General features: G+C 62.3%; 12 protein-coding genes and 1 pseudogene. 10 read left to right on the top strand and 3 right to left on the bottom strand.

The annotated features are described in order from the left end of the window. The first annotated feature begins 41 nt into the window (after positions 1-41). From hemB to F3H98_RS32405, 3 genes and pseudogenes are all read left to right on the top strand, one after another. Complete coding sequence (gene hemB, locus F3H98_RS10255; protein WP_149760055.1) at positions 42-1,073, top strand: porphobilinogen synthase; 1,032 nt, start codon at positions 42-44, stop codon at positions 1,071-1,073. Between the two features lie 32 nt (positions 1,074-1,105). Next, positions 1,106-1,402: a nucleotidyltransferase family protein gene (locus F3H98_RS10250; protein ID WP_149760054.1), complete on the top strand. Its 297-nt coding sequence runs from the start codon at positions 1,106-1,108 to the stop codon at positions 1,400-1,402. Continuing rightward, positions 1,402-1,605: pseudogene (locus F3H98_RS32405) on the top strand (HepT-like ribonuclease domain-containing protein); the annotation flags it as partial. The gene F3H98_RS10250 and the pseudogene F3H98_RS32405, both read left to right, overlap by 1 nt. Before the next feature lie 165 nt (positions 1,606-1,770). Here F3H98_RS32405 and ppk2 read toward each other — a convergent pair. After that, entirely contained in the window at positions 1,771-2,691 is a 921-nt protein-coding gene (gene ppk2 / locus F3H98_RS10240) for a polyphosphate kinase 2 (protein ID WP_149760053.1), read from the bottom strand. A 229-nt stretch (positions 2,692-2,920) separates the two neighbouring features. On the opposite strand from ppk2, the gene F3H98_RS10235 reads away from it, so the two are divergent. Both F3H98_RS10235 and F3H98_RS31055 read left to right on the top strand, forming a co-directional pair. Next, a complete protein-coding gene (locus F3H98_RS10235; protein WP_244621663.1) occupies positions 2,921-3,274 on the top strand; it encodes a DUF423 domain-containing protein in 354 nt (117 codons plus the stop codon). 114 nt (positions 3,275-3,388) lie between these two features. Beyond that, a complete protein-coding gene (locus F3H98_RS31055; RefSeq protein WP_188130387.1) occupies positions 3,389-3,544 on the top strand; it encodes a hypothetical protein in 156 nt (51 codons plus the stop codon). Between the two features lie 20 nt (positions 3,545-3,564). Here the strand turns inward: F3H98_RS31055 and F3H98_RS10230 are convergent, their stop codons facing one another. Beyond that, the gene (locus tag F3H98_RS10230; RefSeq protein ID WP_149760051.1) at positions 3,565-3,822 is read right to left on the bottom strand and encodes a DUF982 domain-containing protein; all 258 of its coding nucleotides are present in this window, start codon (positions 3,820-3,822) and stop codon (positions 3,565-3,567) included. A gap of 256 nt (positions 3,823-4,078) precedes the next feature. Here F3H98_RS10230 and F3H98_RS10225 point away from each other — a divergent pair, with 256 nt between their 5' ends. From F3H98_RS10225 to F3H98_RS10215, 3 genes are all read left to right on the top strand, one after another. Further along, complete coding sequence (locus F3H98_RS10225) at positions 4,079-4,549, top strand: RDD family protein (RefSeq protein WP_149760050.1); 471 nt, start codon at positions 4,079-4,081, stop codon at positions 4,547-4,549. A 240-nt stretch (positions 4,550-4,789) separates the two neighbouring features. Continuing rightward, positions 4,790-5,554 (top strand): arginyltransferase, encoded by a 765-nt coding sequence (locus tag F3H98_RS10220; protein WP_149760049.1) that lies wholly within the window; start codon positions 4,790-4,792, stop codon positions 5,552-5,554. A gap of 128 nt (positions 5,555-5,682) precedes the next feature. Continuing rightward, complete coding sequence (locus tag F3H98_RS10215) at positions 5,683-6,576, top strand: DMT family transporter (protein ID WP_149760048.1); 894 nt, start codon at positions 5,683-5,685, stop codon at positions 6,574-6,576. Positions 6,577-6,647: 71 nt separating this feature from the next. Here F3H98_RS10215 and F3H98_RS10210 read toward each other — a convergent pair whose 3' ends face one another. Further along, the gene (locus tag F3H98_RS10210; protein ID WP_149760047.1) at positions 6,648-6,902 is read right to left on the bottom strand and encodes a hypothetical protein; all 255 of its coding nucleotides are present in this window, start codon (positions 6,900-6,902) and stop codon (positions 6,648-6,650) included. Positions 6,903-7,351: 449 nt separating this feature from the next. Between F3H98_RS10210 and F3H98_RS10205 the strand changes: the two genes are divergently transcribed. After that, entirely contained in the window at positions 7,352-8,575 is a 1,224-nt protein-coding gene (locus F3H98_RS10205; protein ID WP_149760046.1) for an efflux RND transporter periplasmic adaptor subunit, read from the top strand. Next, complete coding sequence (locus tag F3H98_RS10200) at positions 8,572-11,655, top strand: efflux RND transporter permease subunit (protein WP_149760045.1); 3,084 nt, start codon at positions 8,572-8,574, stop codon at positions 11,653-11,655. The genes F3H98_RS10205 and F3H98_RS10200 overlap by 4 nt, the downstream gene beginning before the upstream one ends. Positions 11,656-12,133: the final 478 nt, after the last annotated feature.

The following is a 12,133-nucleotide window of genomic DNA, read 5'->3' as shown; positions in this document are numbered from 1 at the left end:
AACGGCGCGCGTGTTAGAAGGCGCGGGTCTGGAGAGCCGAGATGAACAAGATCAGCCGTCCGAAAGCCGCGGGGAACCGCAGCGTTGACGAAATCACCGGCAGCCGCAGGCTGAGGCGCATGCGCAAGGCCGACTGGTCGCGCCGCCTGGTTCAGGAAAATCACCTGACCGTCGACGACCTGATCTGGCCGATCTTCATCATCGACGGCGAAAGCAGGCGCGAGCCGATCCCGGCAATGCCCGGCGTCTTCCGGCTGACGCCCGATCTCGCCGTCAAGGAAGCCGAACGCGCCGCCAGGCTCGGCATTCCGGCACTCGCCACCTTCCCCAACGTCGACATGAAGTTCCGCGACCAGACCGGTTCGCACATTCTGGAAGCCGACAATCTGATCAACCGCGTGACCCGCGCCATCAAGGACGCGGTGCCGGAAATCGGCGTCATCACCGATGTCGCGCTCGACCCCTTCACCACGCATGGCCATGACGGCATCCTGCGTGACGGCATCATCGTCAACGACGAGACGGTGGAACAGGTGGCGGCAGCGGCGGTGCTGCAGGCAGCCGCCGGCGCCGACATCATCGCGCCGTCGGACATGATGGACGGGCGCGTCGGCGCCATCCGCGACGCGCTCGACGCCAACGGTTTTTCCGATGTGGCGATCATGTCCTACGCGACGAAGTTCGCTTCCGCCTTCTACGGCCCATACCGCGAGGCGATCGGCACCAGCGGCCTGCTCAAGGGCGACAAGAAAACCTATTACCTCGACCACGCCAATTCCGACGAGGCGGTGCGCGAGGCCGAGCAGGACCTTGCCGAAGGCGCCGACATGCTGATGGTGAAACCCGGCCTGCCCTATCTCGACATCATCCGGCGGCTGAAGGACGAGTTCCAGATGCCGACCTTCGCCTACCAGGTGTCGGGCGAGTATTCGATGATCAAGGCAGCTGCCGCCAATGGCTGGATCGACGGCGACAAGGCCATGATGGAAAGCCTGCTCGCCTTCAAGCGCGCTGGCTGCGACGGCATCCTGACCTATTTCGCGCCGCAGGTGGCGGAGATGCTGAAGGGCTGACGAATTGCCCCGACAGCATATATAGTCGCTGCATGCGACGCACCGAGATTATACGCACACTGCGACACAACGCCGATGCGGTGAAACGCATGGGCGCTACATCGCTTTACCTGTTCGGGTCCGTTGCGCGGGGAGACGCGCGAGCAGACAGCGACGTGGATATTTTCATCGACTATGACGGCTCCAGCGGGTTTTCTCTGGTCGAGCTCGTCGGCATCAAGCAGTTCCTCGAGGAAAAGATTGCGATGGAAGTCGACGTGACGACCCGCGACAGCCTTCATCCCACGCTGAAGAAAGACATCGAGAACACAGCCTATCGTGTGTTTTGATGGCGCAACGCAAAGTCGAACCCGTTCTGGTCGAAATCCTTGCCGCCATTGACGGAATCGTTGCTGCAACAAAAGGCAAGACAATCAGCGACTTCCGCAGCGAATGGCTGCTACGGCATGGCGTCGAGCGCGGTATCGAGATCATTTCGGAAGCGGCGCGGCATCTTCCCGAGAGTTATGCAGCCCGTGCTCCCGAAATTCCCTGGAAAGAGATACGAGGCATCGGAAACGTCCTTCGGCACGAATATCACAAGTCATCCGATCGTCTGGGCGGTCGTCACCAACCACCTGCCGCCGTTGCGATCCGCCGTTCAACGCATGATGTCCGAGAAGTAGGCCAGGCTCGTTTCCTCGCGCCACCTCAGTTTCTAATACTTCTCCGGCACATAAAGCTCGCGCGGCAGCACCTGGCGCTCGTATTCCGGGTTGAACACCCGCTCCGGCAAGGTGATCTCCTCGTGCGGCACGTCCTCGTAGGGCACCCGCTGCAGCAGGTGGTCGATGCAGTTTAGCCGCGCCCGCTTCTTGTCGTTTCCTTCGACGATGTACCAGGGCGCTTCCGGGATGTTGGTGCGCGCGAACATCTCTTCCTTGGCCTTGGTGTACTGTTCCCAGCGGACCCGCGATTCCAGATCCATCGGCGACAGTTTCCATTGCTTCATCGGATCGTGGATGCGCATCAGGAAGCGCATCTGCTGTTCCTCGTCCGTGATCGAGAACCAGTATTTGACGAGCGTGATGCCGGAGCGCACCAGCATGCGCTCGAAATCCGGCACGTCACGGAAGAATTCCTCGACCTGGCCGTCGTCGGCAAAGCCCATCACCCGCTCGACCCCGGCCCGGTTGTACCAGGAACGGTCGAACAGCACGATCTCGCCGCCGGCCGGCAGATGCGGCACGTAACGCTGGAAATACCATTGCGACCGTTCGCGCTCGGTGGGCGCAGGCAGCGCGACGACGCGGCAGATGCGCGGGTTGAGCCGCTGCGAGATGCGCTTGATGACGCCGCCCTTGCCGGCGGAGTCGCGGCCTTCGAAAACCACCACCACCTTCGACTTGGTGTAGGCCACCCATGACTGCAGCCGGATCAGTTCGGACTGGAGCCTGAGCAGTTCGCGGAAATAGAGATGGCGGTCGATCGCCGCCGGATGCGCCTTCTTGTAGATTTTGGCGATCTCCAGCGAAAGCGTCGGTTCCGAAATCTCCAGTTCGTAGTCTTCGTCGAGCGTGTCGGCGAGTTCGGCCTCCAGCCAATCCCGGGCGCCGTTCCTGTCTACAGATTCTTTCATCTCCACTCCCCTGACCAGGTATTGCCCTGCCCGACTTCCTCCCGCAGAGCCGGAAGATGCCGCTGAGCCAACTCAGTATCCGCAACCGGTGACGGTTTTATTTCAAGCATCGCACATTGCGCCGTTCGATGCGCCCGCCACGCGCAATGCCATGAATGCGACCGCCAGACGGTTTCCAAAACGCGGCGGCCCCGGCTATGAGAAGCGGCAATCATCCATGGGGCTTCGAATGATCCAGCGTATCCTGATATTGGCCGCAGGACTTTGCGGTGCGGCGGGCGTCGCCCTGTCGGCGGCGGCAGCGCATGGCGGTGGTGGCAACACCTCCACCGCGGCATCGTTCCTGCTTATGCATGCGCCGGTTTTCCTCGCTATCGGGCTGACCGGCGCCAACAGATTGCTGCGCGGCGGTGGCCTGACGCTGCTTGCCGGCCTTCTCGTGTTCGCTGGCGATCTGCTCATGCGCGACCATGCCGGCGTCAGGCTGTTTCCGATGGCGGCGCCGGCCGGCGGCATGCTTCTTATTGCCGGCTGGCTGATCGTCGCGGCCTCGGCTTTCGGAAAAATTTCGAGAACGGACTGAACGTCGGCGTCAAACCGCCGAGCTCGTCCTGTATGGTGACCGCAATCTCGGACAATGGCGGTTGTCTTTGGCCGCCAATACCCCTACGCAGCCCTGAACAGAAAGAGGAACGGCATGGCGCGGACACCGAACTACAATTACGAACGCCAGGAACGCGACCGGCAGAAGGCCGCCAAGAAGGCCGAAAAGCTCGCCGCCAAGGCAGCGGCGAAGGAAGACCGGACGAAATCCGGCGCGGCGACAGACACTGAATCGGAAACCGAGGAATAATTCCCGACAGGCAGAAGGCCTCAGCCCGGCGCCCTGTCGCTGATGAAGACGTTGACCTCGCGTGCCGCCGCAATGAAGGCGCGGCGCGCGTTCATCGCCGGCTTGTCGCCAGCCAGCGCATCGTGGCAGGCCTGCAGGGCCGCCCGATGCTTCGGGCTCTTCTTGCCCGGCCAGTTGTTCATCAGATTATGCGAAATCTCACGAACGGTGTGCAGCAACTGGCTGCCTGTTTCGCCGGATTTGACGGTGACGGGTATGTCGAAACGGTTGTTTTCCATCGCTGCTCTTAACACCAACGGCGGCGGCGAAGCGAGTGTAAAGCGCCGAAGGCCCGCGGAATTGTCGGCGATCGGCATGCAGGCCAGCGCGAACCGACAAGATCACTACCCCGCGCGCATGCGGTTCCAGGCGGCGGCAAGCGCGGAATTCGAACCGCCGCCGCTCAGAGTGGCAAAACCTTGAATCGCGGTTGCGATTTAACCATCTGAAGAGTGAAGCCTTGCCGCCATGACGGCCAAGGCAGGGAAGGACGCGATGAACACGACTGTACTCGACGGCGAGATCATGACGAACAGGTTCGACGACACCCGTGTCTACGAGGGCGTGAGGACCCGGCGTGTTCTCGCGTTCTGCATCGACTACCTGATCGTCGGGTTGCTCCTGATCCCCTTCGCCATCCTCGTCTTCCTGTTCGGCATTTTAACGCTCGGCCTCGGCTGGATGCTGTTCGGCATTCTCGTTCCGGCCGTCGCACTCGTCTATATCTGGAACACGCTCGGCGGCCCCAGGCAGGCGACCACCGGCATGCAGATGATGGGTATCCGCCTCGACCGCCTCGACGGCAAGCCAGTCGACGGGCTGTTCGCGATCGTCCACTCGGTGCTTTTCTGGGCGGGGAACGTGGTGCTTTCGCCGCTGATCCTGCTCGCGACGCTGTTCCTCGACCGCAAGCGCACCGTTCACGACCTGCTTCTCGGCACGGTTGTCACCCGCAGCGACCGCTAATTATGAGCATTTTGCAGCCAGGTGGAAATCACCTGGCGTCGCACAAATGCGGCTAAAAGAAACCGATAGAGCGGGATGCCCGTGCAGCGGGAGAGCATTCCGCTCTAGCGGGCGCTGCGAAAAGCTCATGCAAGATGCAGAATTTTTGAAGGCTGCTCCGCGTCCGGCCTTCATTCTTCTGTTGAATTTTTTGCGGCTAGCGCCAAGGTATGGTGATTCGAGGATCCAACCCGACGAGCGATGACGCACCACCCGACACAGTCTCCCCAATTCTTCCTGACCGCACCCTCGCCGTGCCCCTACATTGAAGGTCAGTTCGAACGGAAGGTGTTTACGCACCTGGTCGGCGACAAGGCTCCGGAACTCAACGACCTCTTGACGCAAGGCGGTTTCCGCCGTTCACAGAACATTGCCTACCGGCCGGCCTGCGAAAGCTGCCGGGCCTGCATTTCGGTGCGCATCCTGGCGGGTGAATTCAAGCCGACGAAAAACATGCGGCGGGTGTCGCAGCGCAATGCCGACCTCATCGGTGCGTTGCACGACGCCGAACCGAGCACCGAGCAATATTCGCTGTTCCGATCCTATCTCGACCATCGGCACCGCAAGGGCGGCATGTCGGACATGACGGTGCTCGACTACGCGATGATGGTCGAAGACACTCATGTGACGACCAAGATCATCGAGTACCGCAAGCGCGGGCCCGATACCTTTATCACCGGCAAGGGCGTCGGCGAACTGATCGCGGTGGCGCTGACCGACCAGATGTCGGACGGGCTGTCGATGGTCTACTCCTACTTCAACCCGGAACTGGAGGACCGCTCGCTCGGTACCTTCATGATCCTCGACCACATCGCGCGCGCCCGCGCCGCCGGCCTGCCCCACGTCTATCTCGGCTACTGGGTCAACGGTTCGCGCAAGATGAACTATAAGGTCCGCTTCACGCCACAGGAACATCTCGGCCCGAAAGGCTGGGAACGCTACGACCACGAAGCCGTCACGCCGTGAGCTTCGTAAAACGCTAGCCACCCGAAGAGTGTTTCAAGGAAGACGCCGCTGGTTCAGCTGCTGGCTGCGCTGTAGGCACGTTTCTGCTGCGACTGCGTTTTCCGTCTTGCCGTGAAAGTTCCTGAAGAATGTCTTCCCCGGATACCCATCTGAAAGGCCTGCTGCTCACCGCCATCGGCGGCATGACGCTGACTGTCGACATTCCGCTGATCCGGCTCGCCGATGGCGACCACTGGACGATCCTGCTCTTGCGCTCCTCGACCACGCTTGTTGCCACGCTGCTGATCTGGCTTGCCTGGCGCGCGCTTCGCGGCGATGCGCCAAGACTTGTGCCGGGCCGCAGCGGCCTCGTCGTCGCCGCCCTCTACGGCCTGGCGTCGATCACCTTCATTTCGGCCGTCTACAACACCTCCACCGCCAACCTGGTGTTCATTCTGGCCTTCAACACCATGTTTGCAGCACTTCTGTCCTGGATATTCCTGAAGGAGCGGCCGCGCCCGGTGACGCTTGCCGCGATGGCCGCGATGATCGTCGGCGTGCTGATCATCGTCTTCGACGGCATCGGCACGGGCAATTTCCTTGGCGACATGCTGGCGGTCACTTCGGCCTTCCTGCTGGCCTCGGCCATCACCATCACCCGGGCGACAGGCAAGGATATGGGTTTCACCGCCCTGGTGGCGGTGGTGCTGCCGATGATCGTTGCCGCCATAATGGTTCAGAAGACCGGCTTCCGGGTCGAAGCGCCGTGGTGGATCATCTTCAATGGCGCCGTCATCATGCCGATCTCGTTCTTCTGCCTGGCGACCGGCCCGCGCTATATATCGGCGCCGGAAGTATCGATGTTCTACCTCCTGGAAACGATCCTGGCACCGGTATGGATCTGGATGATCTTTGCCGAGGTGCCGAGCCGCAACAGCCTGATTGGCGGCATGATCCTGATCGTCACCCTGGTCATCCATTCGCTGTGGCAGCTGAACGAGGGCCGCAAGCGCCGCACGGCACCAGTGCGCAGCCCCGCCTGAAAACACGAAAGGCGCCGGCCGAAGCCTGGCGCCTTCCAACTTGTCGTTTCCGCGTAAGGCGGGCGACCGAATTACCTGTCGAACTGATTCGTCGGCGTCGGCCCATTGCTGGAATGGGTGCGCGAGAGCGCCGCGCTGCCGGAATAGTTCGGGGCGGAAGGCGCCTTGACCACGACTGAGCGCGGAGCAGCGTCGCCATAGCGGTTGTTGTGCATCTGGTGACTTGCCTTGGGGGTCTCGTATTGGAGCCCGCCAGTGTAGTCGTTGGCCATGGCAATACCCGAAGTCGCCAAAACGGCGGCAAGCGCAACAATAGTCTTCTTCATTTCATTCTCCATTCGGAAAGCCAGGCGATAAGCCCCTGATTCTCCTTGAAATTACCAGACTCGGGGGATCAATCGCCGCCCGCCCTGTTTCCCGTCTCTTGCAGAACCCGGGAATTTGTCGGGCGCCTTGAGCCCCGCCTGGCCTTACGTCATCGAAAGGCTTCCGCGTTCCGATGGATGTGAGGTAAGAGCGTCGTTCAACACCTTCAAATCAACTGGGCGCGACAGTGGAACGGCACCGCTTCACATGTTCGTGTGGAGCTTGAACGCTGCAGCTTTGTCGCCTAAGCGGCAGGCCGCATTGGAAAATTCCAATGCCGTAACCTACTTGTCATGGTGCCGGGACAGCCTCGTTCGGAACCCTTGGAGCATCCTGCAGTTGTTTCCAATGCCAGGGTTTTCGTTTAGGAAGCCCGCTTCTCAAAATTCGAAAGTCGCCCGGTGCCCGCATGACCAAGCGTTTCATTATTGCCCTGATCCTCCTTGTAATCGTTTGCGGAGGCATCGTCGGCTACAACCTCTTTCGCGACAAAATGATCGCGCAGTACTTCGCCAACATGCAGCCGCCGGCGGCTACGGTGTCGACCGTCGTGGTGAAGCCGATAAGCTGGAGCCCCGGCATCGAGGCGATCGGCACCGTCAGCGCGGTGCGCGGCGTCGACCTGAATGTCGAGACGAGCGGCATCGTCAAGGATATCCTGTTCAGCGCCAATCAGAAGGTCGAAGCCGGCGACGTGCTCGTGCAACTCGACGACGCGATCCAGAAAGCCGACCTCGATGCCACCAAGGCACAGGCCGTGCTGGACAAGACCTCGCTCGAACGGGCGTTGGAACTGCAGAAGCGGCGCGTCGGATCGGACGTCAATGTGGATTCCGCCCGCGCGGCCGCCGAAGCGTCCCAATCGAGGGTCGCCAGCCTGCAGGCAGCACTCAACCAGAAACAGCTGAAGGCGCCGTTCGACGGCACCGTCGGCATTTCGCGCATCGACCTCGGCCAGTACATCGCGCCGGGCACCACTGTCGTCACGCTGCAGGATCTCGAGACCATGCGTGTCGACTTCACCGTTCCCGAGCAGCAGTTCGCCAACCTGAAGATCGGCCAGGCGGTGCGTCTGGGCACGGGCGGCGAAGCCTCGGACGAACTGCCGTTCACCGGCACGATCCGGGGTATCGACCCCAAGATCGATCCTGCGTCGCGGCTGGTTACGGTGCGCGCGGAAGTCGCCAACCCGGAAGGCAAGCTCACCCCCGGCCAGTTCGTGCAGGTCCGCGTGGAGCTGCCGAAGGAAGACAATGTGATGGCGCTGCCGCAAACCGCGCTGACCACCAGCCTCTATGGCGATTATGTCTTCGTGGTGCGTCCGGCCGAGGCAGCCGGAAAGCCTGCCGCCGATGCCGCCGCATCCGAAGCTGAAAAACCCGCCGACGCCGCCAAACCGGCCGACGACGCATCGAAAGCCGCCGAGGAACAGAAGCCGCATCTCGTTCTGAACCAGGTGTTCGTCAAGCCCGGCCGCCGCTACGCCGGGCTGGTGGAGATCCTGGAAGGCATCTCGGCCGGCGACGAAGTCGTCACCGCCGGCCAGAACCGGCTGTCCAACGGCATGTCCGTCGCTGTCGACAACTCCATCGATCCGTCTAGGCCCGCCAACCAGCAGGCAGCGCAGAAATGAGTTTTTCCGACCTCTTCATCCGCCGTCCGGTCCTCTCGACCGTGCTCGGCTTCATGATCCTGCTGCTCGGTTTCCAGGGCATCTTCAACCTTTCGATCCGGCAGTATCCCGAGGTCGAGGAAACGGCGATCACGATCACGACCGCCTATCCCGGCGCCAGCGCCGACCTGATCCAGGGCTTCATCTCGGCGCCGATCGCGCGCGCTGTCGCGTCGACCGAAAACATCGACTACGTCACCTCGTCGAGCCGGCCCTCGTCGAGCACGGTGACGGTGCAGATGAAGCTCGGCTCCAATCCGGACGTGGCGCTAACCGAGGTGCTGTCCAAGGTGCAGGGCGTGCGCGGCCTGCTGCCGGAGGAAGCCAAGGACCCGGTGATCGTCAAGGGCACCGGCCAGGATTTCGCGATGATGTATATCGCGATGCAAAACCCCAACATGACGGATGAGCAGCTCACCGAATACATCGAGCGCGTCATCCGGCCTCGCATGACGACGGTCGAGGGTGTCGCCGACGTGCAGATCTTCGGCGCCGCCGAATATTCGATGCGCGTCTGGGTCGATCCGGTCAAGCTTGCCGCGCGCGGCGTGACGGCGGCCGAAGTGCTGACCGCGATCAACGAATCGAACTTCCTGTCGGCGCCCGGCAAGACCGAAAACGAATATGTCGTGTCCTCGATCACCGTGCGCTCGACCTTGCAGACGCCGGAGGCCTTCGCGGCCCTGCCGCTGCGCTCCAAGGACGGCCAGGTGGTGCGGCTGCGCGACGTGGCGCGCGTCGAGCTTGCGGCGGAAAACACCGACGCCAGGATTACGTTCAACGGCAAGTCGGGCACCTTCCTTGCGGTGTTCCCGACGCCCGCCGCCAACCCGCTGACCACGGCGGAGGCGATCCAGAAGCTGGTTCCGACGATCCAGGAAACGCTTCCCGTCGGCATGACGATCGAGGTCGTCTATGATTCGACCGAGCAGATCAGCGCCTCGATCGAGGAGGTGTTCAAGACGATCGGCGAAGCGGTCGCGATCGTGGTCGTCGTCATCCTGCTCTTCCTCGGCTCGTTCCGCTCGGTGCTGATGCCGATCCTGACCATTCCGCTGTCGCTGATCGGCGTCTGCTTCGTGCTGTTCTTCATGGGTTACTCGATCAACCTCCTGTCGCTGCTGGCGATGGTGCTGGCGATCGGCCTCGTCGTCGACGACGCCATCGTGGTGGTGGAAAACATCCACCGCCACATGGAAGAAGACCACATGTCGGCGATCCAGGCGGCGTTCAACGGCATGCGGGAAATCTCCTCCGCCGTGGTCGCCATGACAATCACGCTGGCCGCCGTTTTCGCGCCGCTCGCCTTCACCGGCGGCCTCACCGGCGCGCTGTTCCGCGAATTCGCGGTGACGCTCGCGGGCTCGGTGATCATCTCCGGCATCGTCGCCTTGACCATCACGCCGATGATGTCGGCGCGCTTGCTCAAGGCCGGCCAGCACAGCCGCTTCCAGCGCATCGTCGACGGGGCCTTCGAGCGCGTCGAGCGCGTCTACGAACGGCTGGTCGCCGGCTCGCTCAACTACCGTCCGGTGACGCTGATGATCGTGATTGCGCTGGTCGCGGTGACCGGCTTCATGTTCACCAAGACAGCGACGGAACTGGCGCCCGAAGAGGACCAGGGCTTCCTGATGTCCATCGTGACGGCGCCGCGTTACGCCACGTCGGACTACACCGCCACCTATGTCGACCAGTTGCTCGGCATGGTCAGCGACCTGCCGGAAACGCGGGCGGTGTTTTCGGCCGTCGCCTTCGGCGGCGATACCAATTCGGCTTTCGTCGGCTTCGCCTTCAAGGACTGGGCCGAACGCGAACGCTCCACCAAGCAGATCCAGGAGGATATCCAGGGCCGCATCGGCAAGCTGGCGGGCGTGGAAGCCTTCGTCTTCGCGCCACCGACCCTGCCCGGCTCGGGTGGCGGCCTGCCGATCTCGGTGGTGGTGCGTTCGACCGGCGAATCCTCCCAGGTCTTCGAAGTGGCCGAAGAGATCAAGAACAAGGCGCAGGCTTCCGGCCGCTTCATCGTCGTGCAGAACTCGATGACCTTCGATGCGCCGCAGATCACGGTGACGATCGACCGCGACCGCGCCGCCGCGCTCAACATACCGGTCGCCGACATCGGCCGCACGCTGACGCTTCTGGTCGGCGGCGGCGAAATCGCGCAATTCGACCGCGATTCCAACAGCTACGACATCATCCTTCAAGTGCCAAAGGAATATCGCAACAATCCGCAGAAGCTCGGCGAATTCTTCGTGCGCAGCGTCACCGGCGAGATGGTACCGCTGTCGGCGGTGGTGACGATCTCCAACAACGCCGCACCCGCCGCGATCGAACAGTTCAACCAGCTGAACTCGGCGACGATTTCGGCGCTGCCCCTGCCCGGCGTGACGACCGGCGACGGGCTAGCCGCGATCGAACAGATCGCCAGCCAAGTGCTGCCCGAAAGCTTCTTCATCGACTATTCCGGCCAGTCGCGGCAGGAGAAGGAACAGGGCAACACCATCCTGATCGCCTTCATTCTGGCCGTCATCGTCATCTACCTGGTGCTGGCTGCGCAGTTCGAAAGCTTCCGCGACCCGCTGATCATCATGATGTCGGTGCCGCTTTCGATCTTCGGCGCCCTCATCCCGCTCAATCTCGGCCTGGGCACGCTCAACATCTACACCCAGGTCGGACTGATCACGCTGATCGGCCTGATCACCAAGCACGGCATCCTGCTCGTGGAATTCGCCAACCAGCAGCGCGAAGTCCACGGCATGCGGCGGCGCGATGCCATCATCGCCTCGGCCAGGGTACGGCTCAGGCCGATCCTGATGACGACCGCGGCGATGGCGCTCGGCGTGGTGCCACTGATCGTCGCGCAAGGTGCGGGCGCTGCCGCGCGCTATTCGATGGGTCTGGTGATCTTCACCGGCATCATCGTGGGCACGATGTTCACGCTGTTCGTGGTGCCGATGTTCTACACCTACATTGCCAGCAAGGACCTGCCGCACCACGCCGAGAAGCCCGATCCCAAGCTGATGCCGGTGTTGCCCGACTGACGCAAACGGCCTCCTCGGGAGGCCGTTTTGCTTTTCCGTCCCCAATGTCGGCGATTGGCGGCGGCCGCAGCGCCGGCCTTATCTCCCCCCTCGTGGGAGAGAATGCCCGCCCCCTGTCACCATCTGTCAGCAGTCTTCATTTTGTTTTATCCACACCCCTTTCGGGCTGCCGCATAGTTGTCGGCAGTTTCTCCTGCGGGAACGCCGATCATGACGGTGGTTTGCGGGGAGGAACCGGCGCTTCGGGCAAGCGGCTAACGTGGCCGTGGAGACGAAGGGCTGTCCCAGAGTCTCTACGATTTCCCGCGTTGACGGGAACCAGGCGCGGTATGATCTGGCGCTGACACGTAGAAACCACCGGTGCATACCGGAAGGTCCGATGTTGGGAGATGGGATGGCCGAAAAACGCCGGCGGGGCGCTGGGAAGGCGCCAGATTACTTACTTACGAGGTGCTGACCCAGCGCCCCGCTTCCCACT

The organism is Neomesorhizobium albiziae (assembly GCF_900114255.1).
GTDB lineage: Bacteria > Pseudomonadota > Alphaproteobacteria > Rhizobiales > Rhizobiaceae > Neomesorhizobium > Neomesorhizobium albiziae.
This window is presented reverse-complemented; position numbering and strand designations above follow the sequence as displayed.

What these genes read in the sequence shown, in the direction of transcription:
- hemB (WP_149760055.1), top strand. Translation starts at nt 42, where the DNA reads ATGAACAAGATCAGCCGTCCGAAAGCCGCGGGGAACCGCAGCGTTGAC.
- F3H98_RS10250 (WP_149760054.1), top strand. Translation starts at nt 1,106, where the DNA reads ATGCGACGCACCGAGATTATACGCACACTGCGACACAACGCCGATGCG.
- ppk2 (WP_149760053.1), bottom strand. Translation starts at nt 2,691, where the DNA reads ATGAAAGAATCTGTAGACAGGAACGGCGCCCGGGATTGGCTGGAGGCC.
- F3H98_RS10235 (WP_244621663.1), top strand. Translation starts at nt 2,921, where the DNA reads ATGATCCAGCGTATCCTGATATTGGCCGCAGGACTTTGCGGTGCGGCG.
- F3H98_RS31055 (WP_188130387.1), top strand. Translation starts at nt 3,389, where the DNA reads ATGGCGCGGACACCGAACTACAATTACGAACGCCAGGAACGCGACCGG.
- F3H98_RS10230 (WP_149760051.1), bottom strand. Translation starts at nt 3,822, where the DNA reads ATGGAAAACAACCGTTTCGACATACCCGTCACCGTCAAATCCGGCGAA.
- F3H98_RS10225 (WP_149760050.1), top strand. Translation starts at nt 4,079, where the DNA reads ATGAACACGACTGTACTCGACGGCGAGATCATGACGAACAGGTTCGAC.
- F3H98_RS10220 (WP_149760049.1), top strand. Translation starts at nt 4,790, where the DNA reads ATGACGCACCACCCGACACAGTCTCCCCAATTCTTCCTGACCGCACCC.
- F3H98_RS10215 (WP_149760048.1), top strand. Translation starts at nt 5,683, where the DNA reads ATGTCTTCCCCGGATACCCATCTGAAAGGCCTGCTGCTCACCGCCATC.
- F3H98_RS10210 (WP_149760047.1), bottom strand. Translation starts at nt 6,902, where the DNA reads ATGAAGAAGACTATTGTTGCGCTTGCCGCCGTTTTGGCGACTTCGGGT.
- F3H98_RS10205 (WP_149760046.1), top strand. Translation starts at nt 7,352, where the DNA reads ATGACCAAGCGTTTCATTATTGCCCTGATCCTCCTTGTAATCGTTTGC.
- F3H98_RS10200 (WP_149760045.1), top strand. Translation starts at nt 8,572, where the DNA reads ATGAGTTTTTCCGACCTCTTCATCCGCCGTCCGGTCCTCTCGACCGTG.